The sequence below is a fragment of the Pseudomonas sp. TH37 genome, assembly GCF_016650735.1.
Taxonomy (GTDB): Bacteria; Pseudomonadota; Gammaproteobacteria; order Pseudomonadales; family Pseudomonadaceae; genus Aquipseudomonas; species Aquipseudomonas farris.
The window spans coordinates 207845-231758 of sequence record NZ_JAEKFD010000002.1 but is presented as its reverse complement, the minus strand read 5'-3'; the positions used below and the strand labels follow the sequence as shown (position 1 = coordinate 231758).

The following is a 23914-nucleotide window of genomic DNA, read 5'->3' as shown; positions in this document are numbered from 1 at the left end:
CTCAGGTGACCGACCATGAACCCAAAGGAAAACTACCTGCATGAGTTCTTCAGGATTTTCTTCGCTAACAAACAGTTGGTGAAACGAGTCTTCCTGATCTTTGCAGTGATCGCCCTGATCTTGCCGCTGATGCTCAAACAGAGCTTCGATATCACCGCGCAGGTGATCGTGCAGTCCAAAAAACTCTCCCAGGGAGACGCCACCACGTCCCTGACCCAAGGGGATGCCTCTTTCATTCCACCGTCACTGGCGGACATGGAAACCGAGAGCAATATCCTGCGTTCGCCGGCCCTGATCCGTCAGACCATCAGCGACCTGCGGGACAAAGGCGAATACGCGCCCAACCCCGGGATTTTCAGCAAACTGGTGACCGAACCGATTAAGCGTTATGTGACCACCCCTTTGCGTGAATACGTGGTCAATCCGGTGCGCGATGCATTCGGGCTTGAGACCGATCCCGTGCGCGATACCGACCTGGATGTCTTCACCCAGCAAGCCATCGATAACCTGAAAATCGAAACCCTGCCGGGTTCCAACGTGATCTCCATTGTTTACAGCTTTGGCGATCCCGCCCAAGGCACCCGGTTTGTCGCGGCGCTGTTGCAAAACTACCTGGCCAGCCGTCAGGAACTGCAATCGATCGACCTGCCGCAGAGCTTCTACGAAACCAAGAAGAAGCAATATCAGGTGCGTCTCGATGGCCTGGAAGGCACGCGGCTGGCGTTGCTCGAAGGCGTGGGTTCATCCGATCCGAAGGAAGAAATTACCTTCCGCCTCAATGCCATCAATACCGAGGAACAGGCCCTGAACCTGTATCAGGATCGCCTGCTGCAAAGCCAGCGCTGGCTCGACTACCTGAAAACCGCCCTGGCGTCAGCCACCAATACGTCCCGGCTCAGCGAGTACACCTTCCCCTTCACCTTCACCACCACGGTGGACAACATTGCGTTCGAAGACCGCGAGATCAGGCAGCTCGGTGAGCAACTGACCACTCAGGTCAGCCGCTACATGAACGACCTGGCGGTGTTCCAGCCGGGCAGTGAACCGATGCTGTTGACCCGCGAGCAGATTTCCCGCACCCGTCAGCAGTTCCTGAAAATCGTCAGCAACCGGATTCAGGAGCGCACCAACGACCTGGCGATTGTCACCTCGGTGATCAAGCAGAAAACCGCGCGCATCACCGACTTCAAGGACCGCATCCATCAGTTGCAAGTGGCTCAAAGCAAGCTTGCGCAGATGGACACCGAGATCAATGCCTTGCACGCGGCGTTCTCCACCTATGCCCAACGCTTTGCCGAAAGCAGCTCCGCCGGTTTGCTGGACAACGATATGTCCAACGCCCGGGTACTCAGCCCGCCGTACGAACCGACCGATGCGGCGTTTCCCAAACCGCTGCTGATCATTCCGTTCGGGATGCTGACCGGTCTGCTGTTGGCGATTGCCTTCGTCTACGTGCGTGAGTTCTTCGATCACCGCTTCAAACACCCAGCGCAAATCACCCATGAACTGGGCTTGCCGGTGCTGTTGGTGATCAACGAGCAAGACGCTATGCCGAACAATCCGCACAAAAACTGGACCGTGGATAGCTTCGTGCATTGGGTGCGCCATTGAACGGGCCGCTCAGCGCCAGCGCTCTGCCGATCATGCATTTGATCAGCAGCGGCGGCTTCTATGGGGCTGAGCGGATGCTGCTGGACCATTGCCTGGCGACACCGGGGCAGCACCAGGTGCTGTTTCTCGATGCGCCGCCAGTGCTGATCGCGCGATTTCGCGAGGCTGGGGTCGACTGCCGCAGCTTCATGGGTTTGAGGGAATTGCTGCGTCATTTACGTCAGCGGCGGGCTGAACAGCCGCTGATCAATACGCACAATTTCAAGGGTCTGTTATTTGGTTGGGTGAGTGCGACGTTGTTGGACTTGCCGCTGGTGATTACCCAACACGGTTTCACCCCGCGCAGTCGCAAGCAACGCCTCTACGGCTGGCTGAGCTTGCAACTGTGCCGCACGGCGTCGGTGCATCGCGTTGTTTGCGTGGCCGAAAGCATCGCCGTATTGCATCGCAAGGCCAGTGTCCGGACGGAGAAACTGCAAGTGATTCCCAATGGTCTGCCAAAGGCCAGCGACCTGCAGCCACACAATACCCAACACCCGCGCTGGCTGGCGGGCTATGTCGGTCGACTGAGCAATGAAAAAGGCCCGGACCTGTTTCTCGATGCCCTGATTCCGCTCTGTCAGCAACACCCGCAACTGGACGCCGTGATGCTCGGCGACGGCCCGGAACAGGCAGCCCTGCTGGCGCGGATTGCCGCTGCCGGCTTGCACAAACGCATCACCTTGCCGGGTTATCAGACCGACATGAACCGGTGGTGGCAGCAACTCGATGCGCTGGTGATCAGCTCGCGCACCGAGGGCACGCCGATGATTTTACTGGAGGCGATGCAGGCCGGAGTGCCCGTGGTGGCGTTCAGCGTCGGCGGGATTCCCGATGTGCTGGAGGACCGGCACAACGGCCTGCTGGCGACACCCACCGACAGCGCCGCCCTCGCCCGGCAGATCGACACGCTGCTGAGTGAGCCGGCACTGGCTCGCGAATTGATCGACAACGCAAGACGTACGCAATTGGACCGTTACGACCTGAAGGCCTTGGCCGAACGCTGGTCGCAGCTTTATATCCGTACTGCACGGGAGGCACGCGCGTGATCTTTCCGCTCTCGATCGTCAGTCTGCTCGCCCTGGTCTGCCTTGGTTTGCTAGCCAGTCCTTATCCTTATCTGGCACCAGGCGCGGTGCTCGGCCTGGTGGCTGTCGCGGTGCTGTACCGAAAACCTGCCTGGGGTTTATTGGGCATCGCGGCGCTGGTGCCGTTTGAAGGTTTCTTCAAGGGCAATGCGCTGTCGGGCACCAAATTCATCGGCGCTTCGCTGGCGCTGATCGTGATGTTGCAACTGGCTATCCACCAGATTCCGTCCGAGCGCCTGCGCAGCAACATCTGGCGCTACCTGATCTGGTTCATGGTGTTGTACCTGTTGAGCATGATCAATACCGACAACCTGGACATGTCCCAGAGTCATCTGCGGGATCTGAGCGTCGGCCTGGTTCTGTTTGTAATCACCTTGCTGATCGGCCGTGATTTGAACCTCGATATGTTCGCCCGGCTGGTGACCCTCAGCGTCAGCGCGACCAGCGCGCTGGCCATGTTCTCCACCAAGTATCAGGACCAGGGCCGAGCCGCCGGGCTGCTGGAAGACCCGAACTCGTTTGCCCTGCTGATCGCCTTCGCCGTGCCATTGGCTCTGCTGCTGGTGATTCGCAGCCCGAACCTGTTGCACCGGTTGTTCTGGGGTGGCTGCTGCATTTTGCTGCTGGGCGGCATGACCAAGACCGATTCCCGTTCCGGGCTGGTGGTGCTTTTTATCAGCTTGATGATCGGCGCCTGGCACTACCGCGCGCAGTTGCCACGCATCCGTCCGCGCCACTTGGGTTTTGCCATGCTTGGTCTTGCGATCGTGATCCCGCTGGCCATTTATTCAATGCCGGCCGGTTACATCGCACGCATTCAGTCCTTGAGCATTTTGAAGGCCGGCGCCAAGAGCCAGGACGAATCCCTCGGCCGCCGCACGTCGTACATCCTGGTCGGCAGCCAGATCATTCGTGAGCACCCGTTACTCGGTTCCGGCCCCGGCACCTTCCCGCTGCACTACGCCACCACCGGTTACGCCAAGGTGTTTTCCGCCAACCGCAAGCCCAGTGACCTGTACCGCCGCGCTCACAACACTTACCTGGAAATCTTCAGCGAAGTGGGGATTCCCGCCGGGCTGTTGTTCGTCGGCATGCTGGGCCTTGGGATGTACAACCTGATCCGTGCCCGTCATGCCTGGTTGCTGCGACGGGATTGGGAACAGGCCGACCTGATCACACACCTGGGCATCAGCTATCTGTCGCTGATGCTGTTTTTGATGTTCCTCAGCGCACCAAATCACAAATACCTGTGGATCATGCTCGCCCTGACTTTCGTGTTGCGCCTCAAGGCTGAAGAACGTCCGCCGACGGAGGCCAAGGCATGAGCCGCATCAGCCTCGTCATCCCGATGTACAACGAAGCCCGACACATCGCCCGGACCCTGCTCGCTGCGCAACGCGCCGCCAATGCCGCAGGGCTGGAATGCGAGTTGATCGTGGCCGACAACGGTTCCAAGGATCAAGGGCCGCACATTGCGCGGCAAATGGGCGCGCAGGTGCTGGTTCTGCCGGGCCTGCTGATAGGCGCGCTGCGCAATCGCGGCGCCGCCGTTGCCACAGGCGAATGGCTGGCCTTCATTGATGCCGACATCGAAGTGCCCGAGGACTGGCTCACGCTGTTGTTGAGCATCCAACCCGCAGTTCAGGTCGACGTCCTGGGACTGGACCTGCACACCCCGGCCGAAGCCCCGTGGTATGCCAATGCCTGGCAACGCCGCACGTTGCGCCCGAACGATGAAACGATGAAAACAGTGCGATGGCTGCCCAGTTCCAACCTGTTGATGCGTCGCCCATGGTTCGACAAGGTCCGCGGTTTCAACGAAAACCTGCGCACCGGCGAAGACAAAGATTTCACCATGCGCCTTTCCCACTCTGGCGCACGCCTGCTGTCCGTCAACCAGAGCGTTGCCTTGCATTGGGGTTACGAAAGCAGTTGGCGCGAATGGATGGGCAAGGAGTTCTGGCGTCAGGGAAGTCATCTGCAATTACTGCGCAGCCACGGCATGAATCTGCGTTTACTGCGTTTCCCGATGCTGTCGATCATCGCCTGGGTGTTGGATTTCATGGCGCTATCCGCCCTGCTCAACGGTTCCCCCCGACTGGCGCTATTAATGCTGTTCGTCACCAGCCTGCCAGCGCTCGCCCAGAGCCTGCGCCAGAGCCTGAAACACCACGACCTTCGCCTGATGCTGCAACTGTGGGGCCTGCACTGGGTGCGCCTGCACCTGGCCGGCGCCGCGCTCATCTTGAGCCTGTGTCATTGGAATGCCAGGAGGCCGGCCCGTGGCTGAATTCATTTTCTGGTTGTGCCTGCTATTGCCGGTGTATGCCTGGCTCGGCTACCCACTGCTGCTGACGCTGATCGCGCCGTTGTTCCGCGTGCGGCGTCATGCACCAGCACAACCCATGAATGTCAGCATCATCATCGCCGCGCACAACGAGGCCCGGCATATCGAAGAGAAGTTGCGCACCCTGCTCGCTCAGGATTATCAGGCGCGTTCGCTACAAATCATTCTGGCCAGCGACGGCTCCACCGACGACACCGTGGCCTGCGCCCACAAGGTTATCGACCCGCGCATCAGCGTGCTCGACCTGCCCCGTCAGGGCAAGGCAGCCACCTTGAATGCCGGCGTCGCCCTGAGCACGGGTGAGATTCTGGTGTTCACCGATGCCGACAACCAATGGTCGACCGACACCCTCGGCCAGTTGCTCGCGCCCTTGGCCGATCCCGAGGTCGGAGCCTGTGCCGGGCACATGCTGATCCCGGTGCCGGGCAAGGGCTTGAGCCTGGGCGACAGCCTTTATCGGCATTACGAAGGCTGGTTGCGCAAGATGGAAAATCGCACCGGCTGCATGGTCTCCGCCGACGGCGCCCTGCTCGCCCTGCGTCGCGAGTTGTTCCAGCACGTGCCGGCGGAGGTCAATGACGACTTCTTTATCAGCACCTGTGCGCCGGTGGCGTTCAAACGCATCGTCTATGTGCCCCAAGCACAAGTGAGCGACCAGGGCGTCGACGAAATCGCCAAGCAATGGCGTCGTCGCCAGCGCGTCACCGTCGGCGGCCTGCAGAGCCTGGCCGAGCGCCGGGAGATGCTGAACCCTTGGCGGTATGGCCTGTACGCGATTGCACTGATCAGCCACAAGCTGATTCGACGCCTGGCACCTATCCTGTTGGTGCCGTTGCTGCTGAGCAATTTCTGGCTGTGGAATGTACATGGCTTCTATCGCCTGAGCCTGATCGCGCAACTGCTCGGTTACGCGATGGCCATCGTCGGCCTGCTGGATGTGCAACACCGTTTGCCCAAACCCTTTCGCCTCGCCGCGTTTGTTCTGGTGACCCTTGCCGGGATGAGTATCGGTCTGTGGCAGTTCCTGCGCGGCCAGCGGTACGCGCAATGGAACCCCGAGCAAAATCGTTGAAAGGACCGCACCATGGCGATCAAACAATTATTAAAACGCACCAGTGGCTGGCTTTATCTCAACTCGCCCGTAGGCCGTCACCAATTGCACGGTGCCGGGGTGATCCTGATGCTGCACCGGGTGCTGGCCAATGACCGCGCCGCCGACCTGCCCCATCGCAATGAACTGTGCGTCGGGCCGAAGGCGTTCGAACATCTGCTCGCTTGGTTGAAAAAAAACTTCGAATGCGTGCCGTTGATGGAGATCTTGCAACCCGGTGCCATCAGAACCGAGCGGCCAAAAGTCGCCCTGACCTTCGACGACGGCTGGCGCGACAACGCGCTGAATGCCTTCCCGTTGCTGAAAAAGTATCAGGTGCCAGCGAGCATTTTTCTCTCCACCGATTTCATTGGCAGCCGACAACGCTTCTGGTGGGAAAGCCTGGGGGAAACCCTGTGGCACAGCCACGGTGAAAAAGCCCGGACGCACTTGATTGAATGCCTGCAACAGCTTGGGCGACCGCTACCGGTGCTGCTCGATGACCTGGATGTGCAGCGCCGTAGTCTGGCGCTTTTGCATTTTCTGCAAAGTCTGAAAACCTTGCCTGCGGGCGAACTGAACTGGCTCACCGATCAATGCCCGGAGGAGTCGTTGCCCCAGGCTCTGGACTGGCATCAAGTACGCGCGCTGGAAGCCAGCGGGTTGATCCGCTTCGGTCCCCATGGCGCCAGCCACGCGATTCTCACCGACCTTGACGATCAACGTCTGGATGAGGAACTGAGCCGCAGTCGCAATGCCCTGCTGAACGGTTGCAACCGACCACTGCCGGTCTACTGCTACCCCAATGGCGACCATGATGCGCGGGTGCGCGAACACGTGGCGGACCATGATTTTCCGTTTGCCTTGGGCACCGTCGCCGGGATTTATCGTGGTATCAGCGATCCCTTGGCCTTGCCGCGAATCGGCATCAGCCAGCGCACCGCGCGCAATCCGGAGTTGTTGTCCTGGCGCATCTACCGCGGAGCCAGGCCATGAGTCGCAGTCATTACCTCAAACACCTGGCCCTGAGCATGGGCACCAAACTGGTGATGATCGGCCTGCGCCTGCTGCGCAACGTATTGCTGGCGCGGATTCTGGGGCCCAGCGAACGAGGTCTGTTCGCGTTGCTCAGTACCCTGCCCGATTTGATCAGCGCCGCCACCAGCGGCGGGCTGAATTCGGCGGTGGGGTATCAGGCGGCCAAGCAACGACCCATGGGATTGTTACTGAGCCAGGTGCTGGTGTTTGGTTGCCTGCTGGCGGGTTTGCTGACGTTGCTGGTGGTGGCGCTGGTGCGGGAGTTCGGAGGTGAACTCGACATCACCACGCAACTGGGGTTGCTCGCCTGGCTGTTGCTCCTGGCGGTGCCGCTGACCGTGCTCAAGAGCGGCCTGCTGACCTTGCACAATGCGTCGGGCGGTGTGGTGGCGTTCAATGCCTTGCGGCTGGTGGAATCCCTGGCGCCACTGCTGCTGTTTCTGGCCTTGTTCTGGATGTGGAAAGACGCTGCCCTGGAAGCGGCGCTGATCAGTTGGCTGGCTGGCCTCAGCCTGGTGGTGCTGGCCGGGTGGTTCTGGCTCAAGCGCGCTCAGCCCCTGGCGCTGCAATGGGACCGCGCCAGCCAGAATGAACTGCTGCGCTACAGCGCTCGCAGCCATCCGGACCTGCTGTTCCAACAGGTGATTCTGCGCTCCGATTTCCTGTTCATCGGCGCTCTGCTCGGCAGCACGGCGCTGGGGCATTACGCCATGGCCAGCGCCGCCGCCGAGCTGCTGCTGATCGTTCCGGAAGCGGTGACCACGCCGCTGATGAAACGCCTGCTACAACAGGACGAAGGCATGGATCGCCTGACGCCGTTGGCCCTGCGCCTGACCGCCACGGTGATGCTCGGCGCCTGCCTGACCATGGCGGTGATCGGTGAATGGCTGATCATCACGTTGTTCGGCATTGCCTATCAGCCAGCCTACCCGGCGTTGCTGGCGCTGCTGCCGGGGCTGCTCGGCCTTTGCTATGCGAGCATCCTGCGCCTGGATTTGCTGGGCAAAAATCGCCCCGGCACCATTTCACTGTTAATGGGCCTCGGCGCGTTGCTGAACCTGGCCCTGAACCTGCTGCTGATCCCGATTTACGGCATCGTTGGCGCCGCGACGGCATCGTCCATCGCCTACCTGGCGGTAACCCTCGCGCTGCTGGTGATGTATTGCCGGTTGAGCGGCGTACCGGTCTGGCAAACCCTGATCATCCTGCCCAGCGATGTGGCCCCGATGCTTCAGATGCTGCAGCGGAAATCGGCATGAAACGCCTCGTGCTGCTGTTGAGCCTGGGCCTCGGTTTGAGCGCCCAGGCGGCGCCCATGCGCTGGTCTGATATTCGCGACGGCAGCCTGTACCTGCAAACGGATCGTCCCGACACGCTGACTATTCGTTGGGCTCCGGCATGGCAAGCCGATGCCAACGAAGAACACCTGTACCTGCTCGATGGCACCGGCAACCTGAAGGGCGAACGCCTGATCGCCGCCAGTGAAACCCGAGGCAAACAGAGCTGGCCGCTGGCGCCGAGTACCGCCAGTTATCGACTGGAAATTCCGGGCTACAGTTTCCGTCGCTACACGATCGAACACGACGAACACACCGTGGCGTTGTTCGCCCCGGCCAAGGTGCATTTCAGCGCCGAAACCCGCGGCGGCGATGAGCTGTATTTCAAGGTCGCGCCGGGGGAACACGCAGTATTGGCCGGCAAGTTTCACGGTGGGATCAACACCCTGCAGGCTCAGCGCGTGAGCGACAACAAACAGCTGTCCCTGGCGCTGAAGCCCTATCGCGCCTACTGGCAGTTCGATCAACTGGCATTGCCCGTCACTCAGGACGAACAGGTCTGGCGCCTGCGCCTGCAAGGCAGCGGCAAGGTTGCGTTCTGGCTCGATGGCACGGCGAACCTGTTCGCCCAGAACCCGCAGCAACTCAAACCGCTGCGCGAGGACGATGGCCAGACCCGCTTGACCCTGCACAAAGAGCTGCTCGGCCCCACCCCGAACCTGGGCATTTATTTGCCCTACGTGGTGCCCCCTCAATCCAGTTTCGCAGCGCTCGACGCCCTCAAGCCCCAGGCGGGCACCTATTACAGTTTCGTTGACGTCACCGCGCAAAATCCACACCACGAAGATGCGTTCCGCCAGCTCTATCAGAACCGCTTCGGCATCACGCAGGACCTCACGCTGTTGGCCGGCAGCCAGCGTCAGGCGGATTTGCGGGCCGACACCCAAAGCAACGCCGGCCTCGACGCCTGGCTCGCCGCCACTCGCGCCCTCGGCGGCAACGGTACGCACTACATCGCGTTCGCCGACGAGCCGAACCTCAATTACCCGAGCTACGCCGACTACCAGGCGATCTTCAACAGCATGGCCCGGCAAGTGCGCAGCGATCCGGCCAACGCCAAGGCCGGTGTGCGCATCGCCATGCCCGCCACTTCGCGCTTCGTCAACGGCCCGTTCGCCGACAACGCCGTCGACAAGCGCGGTATCGATTGGGCGCGGCGCCTGCTGGCCGAATCCGGCGAGCAGATCGACGCCCTCGCCTGGCACGAATGGATGATTCGCGACCTGCTGGCGACGCGGGTCTACCGCGACAGCGTGCGCCGTGCCGCCGAGCTGGTAGGCCTCGATGCCAAGGGCCGGCCACGCAAGGCCTTGCTGCTGGATCAGACCAACCTGTCCAGCGGCTCAAGCCTGAGCCCCTACGATCAGGAAACCCATTTTGCCTCGCTGTGGTGGACCTCGGTGGTCATCAACTCGGCCCAGGACGGGTTGCTGGACATGCTCAACTGGTTCCAGGCCGCCGACGAACCGACTTACCCCAAAGGCATGGTGCGGGTGCTGGGCGGCGATCGTTTCGAACTCAAGCCGGTGGGCCTGGCCCAGCAATTCATCCAGCAGCACTGGCTGAAAAACGTCATGCGCCTGGACAACGACGCCTTTGAAGTCGATGTGCTGGCCATGGCCACCGAACGCCAGCGAAGTTTACTGGGGGTCAACAAGGGGGTGCGCTTGCAGCGTGTCGATCTGGTCGGGGCGACGTGCCCGCTGGCCAAGGGAGCGCTGGTGTACTTCGGTGCCGACAGCCGCAGTCGTAGCGCTCAATTCAACTGTCACGACGGTCGCGTCAGCTTCGACCTGCCGGGCGAAACCTTGTTCGCCTTGAGCTGGAGCGCCTCATGAACGCTGTCAACTTGCATCACCACGACCGCGCCGCGCTCGACCGCGCGCTGCAGGACGCCACTCGCGACCGGTCCCTGTCAGGAGGCAATGATATGAATGCCTTAGGGAAACTTCGCCAACACATCAAACGAAAAGGCCTGCGTGCAACGATCAGGGTCGTATGGCGGCGCTACGTGTTTGCTCACTGGGCACTGTTGTGGATGAAGCGTGACCTGGTCAGCCCGGTACCGCCCCACCGGCTCAAGCCTTGCCCACCGCTGCAAGTGAAGACCATCACGGTGCACAACACCGCAGCCTTTGCCCGTCACTTTGGTGACCGGGTCAACATCATGGAAGAACTGGCCACCGAGGGTTACACCGGGCACATGTATCTGGATGGCAAAGGCGATGCGGTGGCCTTCATCTGGGGCAGCACCCGGGAGTATCACGACCGGCATTTCTACGGCTGCACGTTCCCGGTCAAGAAAGGCGAATTCTTCGAATTCGGCGGCGAACTGGCTCGCGCCTATTGGGGCACCACGCTCTCGGTGGACCTGCAACTGAGACTCTGGAAAGCCATGCAGGCCCAAGGTTGCAACACGGTCGTGGATGTCTGCGACGCCCACAATATACCGGCGCTGAAACTGCACATTCGCATGGGCTATCAAGAGCAAGGACGCATCCAGCATGTCTATCGACTATTCGGTCGCTGGCGCTTCTTTCGTGAGACCCGTTACAGCGACTCACGCCTGGATGCGCTACGTAAACCGTCCCGTTCACCTGTTCCTGAGGCGGTGGCCTGAACTTATGGTGGCACGATTCGAATGGCGCACCTCGCTGTGCGCCCCGGACTTTCCGGCAGCTGCCTATGAGGGGTTGCGCCTGCGCGTGCCCGATCACACGCCGTTCAACACCCTGGCCTGGCTGTGCGCGTCGGAACAGGCACTGACCGCTGGAGAACACTTGCACGTTCTGCTCGGCTGGCAGGGCGATGAATTAACCTTGTGCCTGCCGCTGGTGGCATCCGTGGAGCGCTTTGGAAAGCTGCCATTTCGGGTCCTGCGTCACCTCGGTTATCCCCTTACTGACCGCCTGGCCCTGCTCACTTGCCTCGATGCCGACAGCATGCGCAAGGCACTGGTGATCATCCGCCGTCGCGTGCCCCATGCGATGCTGCAACTCAATGAATTATCCGAACCCATCGGCGAAGAAAGCGCGCTGACCACATGGATGGCCCACAGCTCGACCGGCGAGCGTCGCCTCAGTTGCCGGGTGCCGGTGCATTTGATCAGCGAGGCCGACCGCCAGGAAGTCTCCGGCGACCCGCGCTACAAACTGCGCCGGGCGCGTAAACGCATGTTGGCCTATGGTGCCCAGGTCCGACGCGTAACCCCTGACGCGACCACCATCGGGCCTTTATTGCAGGCCCTCAGCGAAGTCGAAGCGCAGAGCTGGAAAGGTGTCGAAGGCGTCGGGATTTTCACCAGCAACCGTAGCCGACAATGGATCAACCTGGCCTTCACCGCCCTCGCCGAACAGGGACTGCTGCGGGTGGTGGTACTGGAAGTGGACGGGCGCTGCATCAGCTACCGGCTCGGCTTGCTGGAACAGGGCCGGCTGTACGACTACAACCTGGCGTTCCTGCCGCAATACGCCGATCTGGGCAGCGGTCGTGTGCTGCTCGAAGAGTGGATTCGCTGGGGCCTGGACGACAATTGGCACTGGATCGACGCTTCGCGAGTCAGCCTGATGAACTCCAGCCATCAACTCCAGGAGCGCATGACCGGGCAACTGGAGCACTGGCGCTGGAGTTTCTACTCCTGGCGTCCCAGCGGCCTCGCTCTGGGGCTGGCCATGCGGCTCTGGCACCAACTCAAACCCTGGTGGAAAAAATGGCAGGCCAGGCGTGCAGCGGCGCTGGTTGTTCCTGTTACCACTCCTACTCCCGCGCCCGCCGACAAAGGCCCTGTACCCACCGAAAAAACCATGGAGGGCAAACATGCCTCGCCAAGTCATAGTCAACGCTGACGATTTCGGCCTCAGCTCGAGCGAAAACGCGGTGATCCTTGGCGCCTTCAAGGCCGGGGTCATCAGCTCCGCCACCGCCATGGCCAATATGCCGGCGTTCGAGGAAGCCTGCGTCCTGTCCCAGCAGTCATTGCTCCAGGGACGAATCGGGTTGCACTTCAACCTCACCTATGGCCGGCCGTTGAGCCCGTCGATTCTCACGCGTTCGACGTTCTGTGACAGCCAGGGCGTGTTCAATCTCAACCTGCCCCGCCACAGTCTCTGGCTCAACCGCCAGGATCGCGACGCCGTGCTGGAGGAACTCGAAGCCCAATGGCAACGCTGCCTGGACAATGGCCTGCGCCCCAGCCACATCGACTCCCATCAGCACGTGCACAACATCTGGCCCGTCGGTGAAATCGTCGCGCGTTTCGCCGCCCGCCAAGGGGTGCCCGTGCGACTGGCGCGCCATCTGGGAAACAACCTGAGTGTGCCCAAGCGGGTATTCAAGACGCTGTTCAATCATCGATTGAACCGCCTGGCCGGCGCGACCGCCCAGTACGTATGCACCCCGGTGGACCTGCGCAACGTGGCGATGCCGATCGACGGCCTGTTGGAAATTGTTGTCCACCCGACCCATATCGGGGCCGATTTTGGCGATATCTATTTAAACCCCGGAGAGTCTCTGGCTCACATTCTGGAGAAGCGCCTTCCGGGCATTCCGAGAGTGTCCTATGCCGTTGTGCCAAGGACGCTCAAAGACGAACAGCAGTACTCGATTGAGCTACGCCCGTTGCAACCTTGATTTATCGCTATCAAAAACCTTATCCACCACACCCTGGCTTCAGCCTCGGAGGACTTCATGAGCGCCATCGACAAGCTTCGCGAACGAATCAAAGAAAAAGGCCTGCTTCACACGCTCCAGACGCTCTGGAATCGCTATGTGTACTTGCACCGAGAGCTGCTGTGGCTGGGACGCGATCTGGTCACCCCAATAGCGCCGCACAAACTACGGCCCTACACGGGCTTGCGTCTGGTGACGATTACCCAGGAGAACGCCAAGGCTTTCACCAAGTATTACGGTAATCGCGTCAAGGCCATGGCCCAAATCGCGTCCGAAGGTCACACCGGGCACATGTATCTGGACGAGGAAGGTGATGCGATCGGATTCATTTGGGGCAGCCTCAGTGACTACTTTGACCAGCACTATTACGGCTGCTGGTTCCGGGTCCAACCCGGTGAGTTTTTCCAGTTCGGCGGTGAAATGATCCCTCAATACTTCGGCTCCGCCCTGTCGGTGGATGCCCAGTACAACATCTGGGGTGCGATGCGGGACCAAGGTTGCAACAAGGTCATGGACGTCTGCGATGTCCGCAACATCCAGGCCATGAAAATGCACCTGCGCATGGACTATCAGGAGCAAGGGCGCATCACCCACGTCTACGACCTGTTCGGCCGCTTTCGCTTCTTCCGCGAAACCTACTACAGCGGCTCACGGCTGACTGAACTGCGCAAACCTGCGCAGTCGACGGCGACTGCGGCGCAGGCGTGATTTTGGCTGGTGGGAGCGATGGTTGTTGCTTGACTGCGGACCGTGTCGCCGCCATCGCGGGCAAGCCCGCTCCCACAGGTATCTGCTTTGACCAAAAGATTTGTGAACGACAGCGATCACTGTGGGAGCGGGCTTGCCCGCGATGGCGTCAGTCAGTACAACTCATTTCTCAGATCCGAAGCTCAGCGCTTCACCGCGACCAACGTGTAACACAACGGCAACTGCGCCTTTTGCTGCTGATACCGATCGTAGAGTTCTTCGCGGTTGGAATGCGGGTATTCCTTGAAGTGGCTGATCTGCAACCCCGCCTCAACGGCACCGGTGAAGATGGCGCCCAAGGTGTGGACGAACCAGTAAGACGCTGAGGCCTGCTGTTCGACTTTACCTTCATAGACGATCGGCTGGTTCTGGACGAAAGGTTCGCTGCGAAAATACGAGCTGTCCGGGCGATAAGGATCGGCTGACTCGGGGTCGAACATTTCCAGGAACGGGTGGGTTTCGTACACCACAAGCGCACCGCCGGGCTTGAGGGTTTGCGCGGCATGGCGCAAGAATTCGGCGATGTCCGGCATCCAGTTCAATACGCCGATGGTAATCAGCGCTACATCGAAGCGCTGGTGAAGATCCGTCGGCAGGTGATGGACGTCAGCCTCGATGAATTCGGGCTCATAGGGCGAAACGAATGCCAGCTCCCGAGCCTGATCGAGAAAGGCCTCCGACTGATCAATGCCCACGACACGGCGGGCACCCAGCGCAAACAACGAAAGACTTTCACGTCCGTTGTTGCAGCCCAGTTGCACCACATCCTTGCCATCGATGCCGACCTGTTGAAGCAACCCGGTGAGGGTGTCATCCAGGCAGGAAAAATCGCCATGGCTCACGCCACTCAAACAGGCCTGCCACTCAGGGGTATCTTTGTGATGTGGGGCGGAGTCATTCCACGCATCGCGATTACTGGCGATGGCTTTTTCTTTTGTCGGCATTTCCATTGCACGCTCCAGAGTTCGGGCCTTTGATTGGCCGGCACGAGTCTGGATCAGCGTCAGGAAAATCGCCATTCGAGCTTTGTTGCGAACTTGTAAATCAGCGGTAGTGCGAACCCTCTGCGCGTTGATTCAACCGCTCACGCAAGAACTCGATCAATGCCTGCACCGGTCGCGAACTCTGGCGATGTTGCGGGTAGACGGCCGACAAGGTCAGCGGTTCGGGGCGCAGATCATCCAGCACCGGCACGAGTCGGCCGTCCTTCAGGGCCGAACCGACGATGAACGTCGGCAGGTAGGTGATCCCCATGCCGGCGATGGCCGCGTCCTTGAGCAACTCACCATTGTTGACCCGCATCCGCCCAGTGACGTTGACGTTCAGCGGCTTGCCCCGCCCCTCGAAACGCCACTGCACCTGACGACCGTGGCCGTAAGGCAGGCAATCGTGGGTGTGCAAATCCTCGGGTTTAAGCGGCGTGCCCCGCTCGGCCAGATACACTGGGCTGGCGCAGTACACCCGCTCGATGGAGGCGAGGCGTCGGGCGATCAGCGTCGAGTCTTCCAGCACGCCAATGCGCAATGCCAGATCGTAGCCCTCGCCGAGCAAGTCCACTGGCCGATCGCTCAGGTCGACTTCCACGGTGACATCGCGATAACGCTGCAAAAACTCCGGTAACAGACACCCCAGATGCGCCACGGCAAACGATAACGGCGCGCTCAGGCGAATAGTGCCGCGAGGCTCGGTGGTCTGGCCGGCGATGCCCTGCTCCACTTGCTCGACTTCGCTGAGCAGGCGCAGGGCTGATTCGTAATAACTCTGCCCCAGCGGCGTGACGTCCAACCGCCGGGTCGAACGGTTGAGCAGGCGCACGCCGAGGCGCTCTTCCAGTTGCATCAGGCGGCGGCTGACGTACTGTTTGGACAACCCCAATTGATCGGCTGCCGCAGTGAAGCTGCCAGAGTCCATGACCTGGCAAAAAATACGCATATCCTCGAACGGGTTCATTGTCGCGCCCTGGTTGACAGTAAAACGCTTTATAGCCGTTTTTTCCGTTCCCGGCTCCCCAAATCTAAAGATCAAAAGATCGCAGGCTTCGCCAGCTCCTACGAGGGATTGCGTGCCGCCGGTCAATGGCGGGTGTACCCAATCACGTAGGAGCTGGCGAAGCCTGCGATCTTTTGATCCTGCTCTTCAAACCGAGCCTGCGATCTTTTAAAAAGCTGCCAGCCCAAGGCTGGCAGCCTGATTGCTTACTTGGAGCTCAGCACCGAATAGCTGTTCATCAGGTTGCGATAATTCGGAATGCGTGGCGACAGCAGATTGGCCAGGCCTTCCATGTCGTTGCGCCAGTCACCCTGCAGCTCGCAGGCCACCGAGAACCAGTTCACCAACTGTGCACCGGCCGCGGCCATGCGCGCCCAAGCCGCTTGCTGCACGGTTTCGTTGAACGTGCCGGAAGCGTCGGTAACCACGAACACTTCAAAGCCTTCAGCCAGCGCCGACAGGGTCGGGAAGGTCACGCACACATCGGTCACCACACCGGCGATGATCAGTTGCTTGCGACCGGTAGCCTTGACGGCTTTAACGAAGTCTTCGTTGTCCCAGGCATTGATCTGGCCTGGACGCGGGATGTATGGCGCGTCCGGGAATTGCTCTTTCAACTCCGGCACCATCGGGCCGTTCGGGCCGTTTTCGAAGCTGGTGGTCAGGATGGTCGGCAAGTTGAAGAACTTGGCCACGTCGCCCAAGGCCAACACGTTGTTCTTGAATTCGTTGGGCGAGAAATCCTGCACCAACGAGATCAGGCCGGTCTGGTGATCGACCAGCAATACCACTGCATCATCTTTGTTCAGACGTTTGTAAGGAACGTTGCTCATGTGAAACTCCTCGCAGGATTGACGTTTCATAGGGCGCCGACACACTAGGTCGGCGCTTATTTAAATGACTAGAAGGCAAAACACGAGCAGCCAAACGCGCCCCAGAACCCCTGGAAATCGCTGACCGGTGCGTTCGACAAACGCGCCCGTTCATGGCTGTGGGAATGCACCGCGCACGGTCCGCTGCAATGGTGAACCTGCGCCTGCATCGGCGAAGCCGGACGCCAGTGACCCGGCACCTTGACCACCGGTGACCAGTCCGGCAGCACCGGCACGCTGGGAGGCCCCAGTTTTTCGAATTCGCCGGCGGCGTACACCACTTTGCCGCCGACCACGGTCAACACCGATTCGATCCATTTGATGGCTTCTTCCTCGACACTGAAAAAGTCCGCGCTCAATGCCGCCACGTCAGCCAGTTGACCGACCTTGATCTGGCCTTTCTTGCCCTGTTCCGACGAAAACCAGGCACTGCCATGGGTGAACAGTTCCAGCGCGGTCTGCCGGGGCAGGCCTTCGCTGTGCAACGCCAGCCCACCGACGGTGCGACCGCTGACCATCCAGTACAACGAGGTCCATGGATTGTAGCTAGACACTCGAGTCGCATCGGTGCCGGCGCCGACCGGTACACCCTCGGCCAACATGCGCTTGATCGGTGGCGTGTTTTCGGCGGCCTTGGCGCCATAACGCTCGGCGAAATATTCCCCCTGGAACGCCATGCGATCCTGAATCGCGATACCACCGCCCAGCGCCCTCACCCGCTCGATGTTCTGCGGGGTGATGGTTTCAGCGTGGTCGAAAAACCATGGCAAACCATTGAAGGGAATGTCGCGGTTGACCTTCTCGAATACGTCGAGCATGCGGCTGATGGATTCGTTGTAAGTCGCATGCAAACGGAATGGCCAGCGCTGCTCGACGAGGTGGCGGACCACCGGTTCCAGCTCGTCTTCCATGGTTTGCGGCAGGTCTGGACGCGGCTCGAGGAAGTCTTCGAAATCCGCCGCCGAGAACACCAGCATTTCCCCGGCGCCGTTGTGCCGCAGGAAGTCGTCGCCCTGATGCAGCTTGACGCTGCCGGTCCAGTTCTTGAAATCGGTGAGTTCTTCCTTGGGCTTCTGGGTGAACAGGTTGTAGGCGATGCGGATAGTCAGTTGCTGGTCCTTGGCCAACTGCTCGATCACCGCGTAGTCGTCGGGGTAATTCTGGAAACCACCGCCAGCGTCGATGGCGCTGGTCAGGCCGAGGCGATTAAGTTCACGCATGAACTGGCGGGTCGAGTTGACCTGATATTCCAGCGGTAACTTTGGCCCTTTGGCCAGGGTCGAGTACAGAATCATCGCGTTCGGCCGCGCCACCAGCATGCCGGTCGGCTCACCGTTGGCATCGCGCACAATCTCGCCGCCCGGTGGGTTCGGCGTGTTGCGGGTGTAACCGGCGACGCGCAACGCGGCGCGGTTGAGCAAGGCGCGGTCGTACAAATGCAGCACGAACACCGGCGTATCGGGTGCCGCCTGGTTGAGTTCTTCCAGGGTCGGCATGCGTTTTTCGGCAAACTGAAATTCGTTCCAGCCACCCACCACCCGAACCCACTGCGGCGTCGGCGTGCGGTCGGCCTGATCCTTGAGCATGCGCAAGGCATCAGCCAGGGACGGCACACCTTCCCAGCGCAGTTCGAGGTTGTAGTTCAAACCACCGCGGATCAGGTGCAGGTGCGAGTCATTGAGGCCGGGGATGACGCAACGGCCCTTGAGGTCGATGACCTGCGTGCCCGAACCGCGCAGGGCCATGGCTTCGGCATCGGTACCGACCGCGACGAAACGGCCGTCGCTGATCGCCACGGCGCTGGCGAGGGGTTTTTCACGGTCAACGGTATGAAACTGGCCATTGAACAAAATCAGATCGGCGTTCATCGCGTTTCCTTAAGGCTGTGTGGAATGGGACCGGCCGGCTTCCAGCCACGGCGCAAACAGGCGCGTGGCCAGCGGCATAAAGACATACACCACCGACAGCACAATGGTCAGGGTGATCAGGAAAGTGGCGACCACGTAGTTGGAGAGGAAGGCATTGAGGCGCAACAGCGGCCCCCAGAGCAGCGGCACCAGCAAGGTGTGCGGCAGGATCACCAACAACGTCACCACGGCCTGCTTCCAGCGCGGCGGTGGCGAACCGGCCTCAGCCAGCGGTGAGAACCAGAATTCATTGACCGGGTTGACCTCGGTCTGGTCGCCGTCGGCCAGCATCGGCGCAGCTTCATCGACCAGCGCCTGACGTTGCGGCGAGTCGAGCCAGCGCTGCATGGCCTCAGTGGAGCAAAAGCGCAGCACGCAGGTGAACATGTCCAGCCCACCGTTCTTGCCGCGAATCACATCCACGCCCAAGTGCCCTTCGCTCTGCCCGGCCACATTGACGATGTTGCGCAGCCAAGCCTCGTAAGGGACTTCAAAACCGGCCTTGACCCGGTGTTTGACGATCAGGGTCACGACTTCTTCGAATCGATTGGAATCAGGCATAACGGAAGGCTCCGGCGAATCGGATATTGAGCGCCAGCCGGCCAGGCCCGGCGATGAAGATGCTGGTGAAGAGGATCAACAGTAGCCAGTCGAACTGCCCTTCGGCCACGCTCCATTGCGGATGCACAATCAACAGCGCCACCAGCAGCACAAACAGAATAGGCAAGCACGCCAGACGCACCAGCGCCCCGGCGATGATCAGCAGCGGGCACAGCACTTCGGCGAAGATCGCCAGGCTGAGGGTGAGGTGGGCACCGAGGTGGAAAGGGTCTTCGATCTGTTGCAGCTGCGCACTGAAGTCCAGGAGCTTGGGCAAGCCGTGAACCCACAGCAGAAACAGACCGCCACTGACCCGCAAAAACAGCAGCCCGACATCCCGCGCCTGTTCATCCCGTTGCGAAGCGTTCATGGCTCACCCCTGTTCAATCACTGGCCTGAATAGTGCCGCCAAGGGGTGGGGAAAAATTGAATGTACGTGCTCTCTTTGCGAGTGCGTTGAACGCCCGAACGACACAAAACCCTGTGGGAGCGGGCTTGCCCGCGAATAGGGTGTGTCATTCAACAGTGATGTCGACTGACCCGACGCCATCGCGGGCAAGCCCGCTCCCACAGGGTTTTGTGCGTGCTCACTACTGCTCAGGCACAAAAAACGGCCCGAAGGCCGTTTCGTATTGAATCCGGTCAGACGGCCGGGGCTGCCTTCAACTCCAGACTATCCAGCGCCCGACTCACAGCCAGTTCACCCAGCATGATGAGCTGCGCGACGCCCAGTACCGTATTGCGCTGCGGCCCCTCCAGAAACCCGGCACAGTCACTGGCGATCACCTTGGCCGAGGCAAAGGATTCGCAGGCATTGGCCAGTAGCTCTTCGATGTCGATGCCCGGGGCGACGGTGTAGATCGTGCTCGGTTTGCGCGCGGTCTTGGGGTCGGACGGTTTGAGGTAGTGATCGAGAGCACGCTCGGCGGCTTCGTTGAGTTTTTTAGGATCGAGGGGATCGTAGGGGGAAACGTCGTCGGTTTGTGGCGGGTTGGGTGTGGCTTTGAACATGGTGAATCTCCTTTGGAAAATAGCACCACCAGAACCTGTCGCTAAACAAATAAGGGTGGCGACTGTATGCAGGTTAGCGAACCGGTCAAAGGCACCCGGTAGACCCGAGGGTCTCCCGCATACAGCCACCATAACGCAATTGCAGACGTCAAAAGTCGGCAATAAAGTCTAGAGCACTGATGCACTTTGAATAGTCCGAGTCGCTAAACCCGATCGCTGAGTTCTCAGCGATGCGGAAACGATAAAGACCAGACCCAAAGCGCACAAGCCGGCGGATTCTGGCGCAGTCGTAGGCAACGGCGCAAGGATCTGTAGCTTTCAGGAAGTAACGCTAAACACCATTAAACACAGCCCTCGAATCAACATACATTCCCCTGTGGGAGCGGGCTTGAGGCATTTTGAAGATTTGTACTTGCAGCCTTAAACCACCGGAATATCCAGCGCCACCGACATGAACTGACTGATCCGCGAGCGCAACCAGCGCTCCGCAGGATCGTTGTCGTGCACCCCGCTCCACGCCATCGACAACTGTGCAGCGTCGATGGGGAACGGTGGATCTTCGGCGCGCAAGGCACATCCCTCAACCAACGCGCAGGCTGCGTAATCGGGGACAGTGGCGATCATCTCTGTGCCGGCGAGCAACGCGCGCAAACCGCTGAATTGCGGAACCCCAAGTACAACACGTCGCGTGCGCCCGACCTTGGCCAGATCCAGATCGATGTTGCCGCTCAGGTCACCGGAAAACGACACCATGGCATGGGGCCTCGCACAGTAATCATCCAGGGTCAGCGGTTCTGGACGGTTGTCGCCGCGCAGTACTTTGCAAGGAATGTCGCGCAGCTTCTTGCGTTTGGCGTTGGCCGGCAGGTCGGTGGTGTAGCTGACGCCCACCGAGATTTCGCCGGAGGCCAGCAATGCCGGCATCAGCAGGTAATTGGCGCGGCGCACCACGACCACGATCCCCGGTGCTTCTTCTTGCAGTTGTCGTAACAACGGTGGGAACAGACCGAACTCGGCATCGTCCGACAGCCCGATGCGAAACACATCACAGCTGGTCGTCGGGTCGAATTCCTTGGCGCGGCTGACCGCCCCCGAGATGGTGTCCATCGCCGGTTGCAGCTCCTTGAGAATCGCCAACGCCCGTGCCGTCGGCTCCATCCCGCGACCGTTGCGCAGCAACAACGGATCATCGAACAAATCACGCAACCGCCCCAGCGCAGCGCTCACTGCGGGTTGGCCCATGAAGAGTTTTTCGGCGACACGGGTCAGGTTCTTTTCGAACATCAGGGCTTCGAAAATCACCAGCAAGTTCATGTCGACGCGGCGCAGATCGTTACGGTTCATAAGCACAATCCCATTCTGTTTTCGGCCAGGCACGAGGGTTGACGAGTGTGGCTGACTGTACTCGAGACTGCCCGCGCCGATCGAGGAATTAACAACGTTTAACTCGCAAGCCAAAGCTCTCGCGACCAAGAATGAAGCCCTCTGCGCAGACCTTTTTTCAGAGGGAACGTGCTGACTTACCGTGCAGCGCACCCGCGCGCGCCCTCCGACACGGACATTGGCCATGGCTCACTTTCAGCAAAACGCGATCAGCGCGTCCTCCACTGAAACGCGAAAAAAACCCACTGGAGGGCTCAGCCCCTGGCGTGAAAATCTGGCCAAGCAGTTGATCCTCGATCACCTCGGTGAAACCCTGGAAGTGACCGAACTGGCACGGGCCTGCGCCTTGTCACGCAGTCATTTTTCCCGTGCGTTCAAGTGCAGCACCGGCCTCTCGCCGCAAGACTGGATTCGCCGGCAACGCATCGCCCGGGCCAAGCAGTTGATCCAGAACACCGACCTGACCCTGACGCAAATCAGCCTGGAATGCGGCTTCTGCGATCAGGCGCATTTTTCCCATATTTTCACCCGCAGCGAAGGCGTGTCACCGTTTGCCTGGCGGTGCCGGGCCGTGCGTGCTCTTCCCTCTCTCACAATCAAAAGATCGCAGTCTTCGCCAGCGCCTACAGGGGTTCACATAACCGTGTAGGCGCTGGCGCAGCCGGCGATCTTTTGATCTTGATCAGCCCTTGATGAACGCCAGCAGATCTTCGTTGAGTTGATCCTTGTGGGTGTCGGTCAGGCCGTGGGGTGCTCCCGGGTAGACTTTCAATGTGGAGCCCTTGACCAGTTTCGCCGCAGCGATGCCGGCGGCTTCGATCGGCACAACCTGGTCGTCGTCGCCATGCACCACCAGGGTTGGCACGTCGAACTTCTTCAGGTCTTCGGTGAAGTCGGTTTCGGAGAACGCCTTGATGCAGTCATACGCGTTCTTGTGGCCGGACATCATGCCCTGCAGCCAGAACCAGTCGATCATGCCTTGGGACGGCTTGGCACCCGGGCGATTGAAGCCAAAGAACGGACCGCTGGCCAGATCCTTGTACAGCTGCGAACGGTCGACCAGGGACGCCTGACGAATACCGTCGAACACTTCCAGCGGCAAGCCGCCGGGGTTGGCCTCGGTCTTGAGCATCAACGGCGGCACCGATGAAATCAGCCCGGCCTTGGCCACCCGACCGGTGCCGTGGCGACCGATGTAGCGCGCCACTTCGCCACCGCCAGTGGAGAAGCCGAACAGCACGGCGTTTTGCAGATCCAGATGCTCGATCAGCTGCGCCAGGTCATCGGCGTAAGTGTCCATTTCATTGCCGAACCATGGCTGGCTCGAACGACCGTGACCACGGCGATCATGGGCAATGACCCGGTAGCCTTTGGAAGCCAGGAAGAACATCTGCGACTCCCAGCTGTCGGCGTTCAATGGCCAACCGTGGCTGAAGACGATTGGTTGACCGGTGCCCCAGTCCTTGTAGTAAATCTCGGTGCCGTCTCGGGTGGTAAAGGTACTCATGGTGATGTCTCCTCATGCATGGATTTTGCGGCGGTTAATAAGTGGGGCGGGCCATTCGTTCGGCCAGGCGTGCCACCCGCTCGCCCAGATGCGCGGCGGTGCGGCGGTCTTCGGGCGGCGGTGCAAGGTCGGGGGATTGTTCGACGTTCGATTGGGCCATGGCCCCCAGCGAACTGCCGAGCCGATTCAACTGCCCATCGAACAGGCCGATGCTGCTGCGCGCCGGCAGCAGGTCGAGGCCGACCCAGATCATCGAGTGCTGGGCGGCGAACACGGTCATTTGCAGCAAGGTGTTGAGCTTGTCGCCGCACAGGCAGCCGGAATTGGTAAACCCGGCGGCGAGCTTGTCGCGCCAGGGCTGGGCCAGGTAAAACGACGCGGTAGCTTCCATGAAACCCTTGAAGGCCGCCGAGGCACTGCCCATGTAAGTCGGGGCGCCAAAGATAATTGCATCGGCACGGTGCAAGCGTTCCCAGTGCTCATTCACTTCCTCGACCGGAATCAGCCGACAGGTGCTGCCCAGGTGCCGTTCCACACCCTGGCCCACGGCTTCGGCCATGACGCGGGTATGCCCGTAGCCACTGTGATAGACCACCACCACGTTGCTCATTCCGGCTCCTCCAGAAGTGTTCATCCTTTTTTCGGCACGCTTTTTGTTGCAAGAAGGTCAGTGCCTTCGG

General features: G+C 60.4%; 23 protein-coding genes and 1 pseudogene. 13 read left to right on the top strand and 11 right to left on the bottom strand.

Going from position 1 to position 23914, the window contains the following annotated elements; genetic code table 11:
- The first annotated feature begins 15 nt into the window (after positions 1-15).
- The 12 genes from JFU11_RS06150 to JFU11_RS06095 all read left to right on the top strand — a co-directional run bounded on the left by JFU11_RS06150 (position 16) and on the right by JFU11_RS06095 (position 13926).
- Positions 16-1611 carry a Wzz/FepE/Etk N-terminal domain-containing protein gene (locus tag JFU11_RS06150; RefSeq protein WP_201060080.1) on the top strand — a complete coding sequence of 532 codons (1596 nt, stop codon included), beginning with the start codon at positions 16-18 and terminating at the stop codon, positions 1609-1611.
- A complete protein-coding gene (locus JFU11_RS06145) occupies positions 1608-2699 on the top strand; it encodes a glycosyltransferase family 4 protein (protein ID WP_201121264.1) in 1092 nt (363 codons plus the stop codon). Before JFU11_RS06150 ends, JFU11_RS06145 begins: the two co-directional genes overlap by 4 nt.
- Positions 2696-4063 carry an O-antigen ligase family protein gene (locus JFU11_RS06140; protein ID WP_201060078.1) on the top strand — a complete coding sequence of 456 codons (1368 nt, stop codon included), beginning with the start codon at positions 2696-2698 and terminating at the stop codon, positions 4061-4063. Before JFU11_RS06145 ends, JFU11_RS06140 begins: the two co-directional genes overlap by 4 nt.
- Positions 4060-5028 carry a glycosyltransferase gene (locus JFU11_RS06135; RefSeq protein WP_123721093.1) on the top strand — a complete coding sequence of 323 codons (969 nt, stop codon included), beginning with the start codon at positions 4060-4062 and terminating at the stop codon, positions 5026-5028. The genes JFU11_RS06140 and JFU11_RS06135 overlap by 4 nt, the downstream gene beginning before the upstream one ends.
- Positions 5021-6157, top strand: a complete 1137-nt coding sequence (locus tag JFU11_RS06130; RefSeq protein ID WP_201060077.1) for a glycosyltransferase family 2 protein — start codon at positions 5021-5023, stop codon at positions 6155-6157. Before JFU11_RS06135 ends, JFU11_RS06130 begins: the two co-directional genes overlap by 8 nt.
- Before the next feature lie 12 nt (positions 6158-6169).
- Positions 6170-7171 carry a polysaccharide deacetylase family protein gene (locus JFU11_RS06125; protein WP_123721091.1) on the top strand — a complete coding sequence of 334 codons (1002 nt, stop codon included), beginning with the start codon at positions 6170-6172 and terminating at the stop codon, positions 7169-7171.
- Entirely contained in the window at positions 7168-8472 is a 1305-nt protein-coding gene (locus tag JFU11_RS06120) for an oligosaccharide flippase family protein (RefSeq protein ID WP_123721090.1), read from the top strand. Before JFU11_RS06125 ends, JFU11_RS06120 begins: the two co-directional genes overlap by 4 nt.
- On the top strand, positions 8469-10388 hold the full coding sequence (locus JFU11_RS06115; RefSeq protein ID WP_201060076.1) for a hypothetical protein: 1920 nt from the start codon (positions 8469-8471) through the stop codon (positions 10386-10388). Before JFU11_RS06120 ends, JFU11_RS06115 begins: the two co-directional genes overlap by 4 nt.
- Before the next feature lie 92 nt (positions 10389-10480).
- Positions 10481-11170 (top strand): GNAT family protein, encoded by a 690-nt coding sequence (locus JFU11_RS06110; RefSeq protein ID WP_201121263.1) that lies wholly within the window; start codon positions 10481-10483, stop codon positions 11168-11170.
- 4 nt (positions 11171-11174) lie between these two features.
- Positions 11175-12395 carry a GNAT family N-acetyltransferase gene (locus tag JFU11_RS06105; protein WP_201060074.1) on the top strand — a complete coding sequence of 407 codons (1221 nt, stop codon included), beginning with the start codon at positions 11175-11177 and terminating at the stop codon, positions 12393-12395.
- Positions 12367-13179 (top strand): ChbG/HpnK family deacetylase, encoded by an 813-nt coding sequence (locus tag JFU11_RS06100; protein WP_201060073.1) that lies wholly within the window; start codon positions 12367-12369, stop codon positions 13177-13179. The genes JFU11_RS06105 and JFU11_RS06100 overlap by 29 nt, the downstream gene beginning before the upstream one ends.
- Positions 13180-13236: 57 nt before the next feature.
- On the top strand, positions 13237-13926 hold the full coding sequence (locus JFU11_RS06095; RefSeq protein WP_201060072.1) for a hypothetical protein: 690 nt from the start codon (positions 13237-13239) through the stop codon (positions 13924-13926).
- A 182-nt stretch (positions 13927-14108) separates the two neighbouring features.
- Here the strand turns inward: JFU11_RS06095 and JFU11_RS06090 are convergent, their stop codons facing one another.
- The 9 genes and pseudogenes from JFU11_RS06090 to JFU11_RS06055 all read right to left on the bottom strand — a co-directional run bounded on the left by JFU11_RS06090 (position 14109) and on the right by JFU11_RS06055 (position 21688).
- Complete coding sequence (locus JFU11_RS06090) at positions 14109-14915, bottom strand: class I SAM-dependent methyltransferase (protein WP_201060071.1); 807 nt, start codon at positions 14913-14915, stop codon at positions 14109-14111.
- 94 nt (positions 14916-15009) lie between these two features.
- Positions 15010-15915: a LysR family transcriptional regulator gene (locus JFU11_RS06085; protein WP_123721084.1), complete on the bottom strand. Its 906-nt coding sequence runs from the start codon at positions 15913-15915 to the stop codon at positions 15010-15012.
- Between the two features lie 245 nt (positions 15916-16160).
- Entirely contained in the window at positions 16161-16787 is a 627-nt protein-coding gene (gene ycaC, locus JFU11_RS06080) for an isochorismate family cysteine hydrolase YcaC (protein WP_123721083.1), read from the bottom strand.
- Between the two features lie 68 nt (positions 16788-16855).
- Positions 16856-18694: an amidohydrolase gene (locus tag JFU11_RS06075; protein WP_123721082.1), complete on the bottom strand. Its 1839-nt coding sequence runs from the start codon at positions 18692-18694 to the stop codon at positions 16856-16858.
- A gap of 9 nt (positions 18695-18703) precedes the next feature.
- Positions 18704-19294, bottom strand: coding sequence for an antibiotic biosynthesis monooxygenase (locus JFU11_RS06070; protein ID WP_201060070.1), 591 nt, complete (start codon positions 19292-19294; stop codon positions 18704-18706).
- Positions 19287-19703: a DoxX family protein gene (locus JFU11_RS06065; RefSeq protein WP_201060069.1), complete on the bottom strand. Its 417-nt coding sequence runs from the start codon at positions 19701-19703 to the stop codon at positions 19287-19289. Before JFU11_RS06065 ends, JFU11_RS06070 begins: the two co-directional genes overlap by 8 nt.
- A gap of 111 nt (positions 19704-19814) precedes the next feature.
- Positions 19815-19940: pseudogene (locus tag JFU11_RS28020) on the bottom strand (metal ABC transporter ATP-binding protein); the annotation flags it as partial.
- A gap of 35 nt (positions 19941-19975) precedes the next feature.
- Positions 19976-20344, bottom strand: coding sequence for a DUF6124 family protein (locus tag JFU11_RS06060; protein ID WP_201060068.1), 369 nt, complete (start codon positions 20342-20344; stop codon positions 19976-19978).
- 420 nt (positions 20345-20764) lie between these two features.
- Positions 20765-21688 (bottom strand): LysR family transcriptional regulator, encoded by a 924-nt coding sequence (locus JFU11_RS06055; protein ID WP_123721078.1) that lies wholly within the window; start codon positions 21686-21688, stop codon positions 20765-20767.
- Between the two features lie 223 nt (positions 21689-21911).
- Here JFU11_RS06055 and JFU11_RS06050 point away from each other — a divergent pair, with 223 nt between their 5' ends.
- The gene (locus JFU11_RS06050) at positions 21912-22376 is read left to right on the top strand and encodes an AraC family transcriptional regulator (protein WP_201060067.1); all 465 of its coding nucleotides are present in this window, start codon (positions 21912-21914) and stop codon (positions 22374-22376) included.
- 33 nt (positions 22377-22409) lie between these two features.
- Here the strand turns inward: JFU11_RS06050 and JFU11_RS06045 are convergent, their stop codons facing one another.
- Positions 22410-23234: an alpha/beta hydrolase gene (locus JFU11_RS06045; RefSeq protein ID WP_038978364.1), complete on the bottom strand. Its 825-nt coding sequence runs from the start codon at positions 23232-23234 to the stop codon at positions 22410-22412.
- A 34-nt stretch (positions 23235-23268) separates the two neighbouring features.
- Entirely contained in the window at positions 23269-23844 is a 576-nt protein-coding gene (locus tag JFU11_RS06040; RefSeq protein ID WP_201060066.1) for a flavodoxin family protein, read from the bottom strand.
- Positions 23845-23914 lie beyond the last annotated feature (70 nt).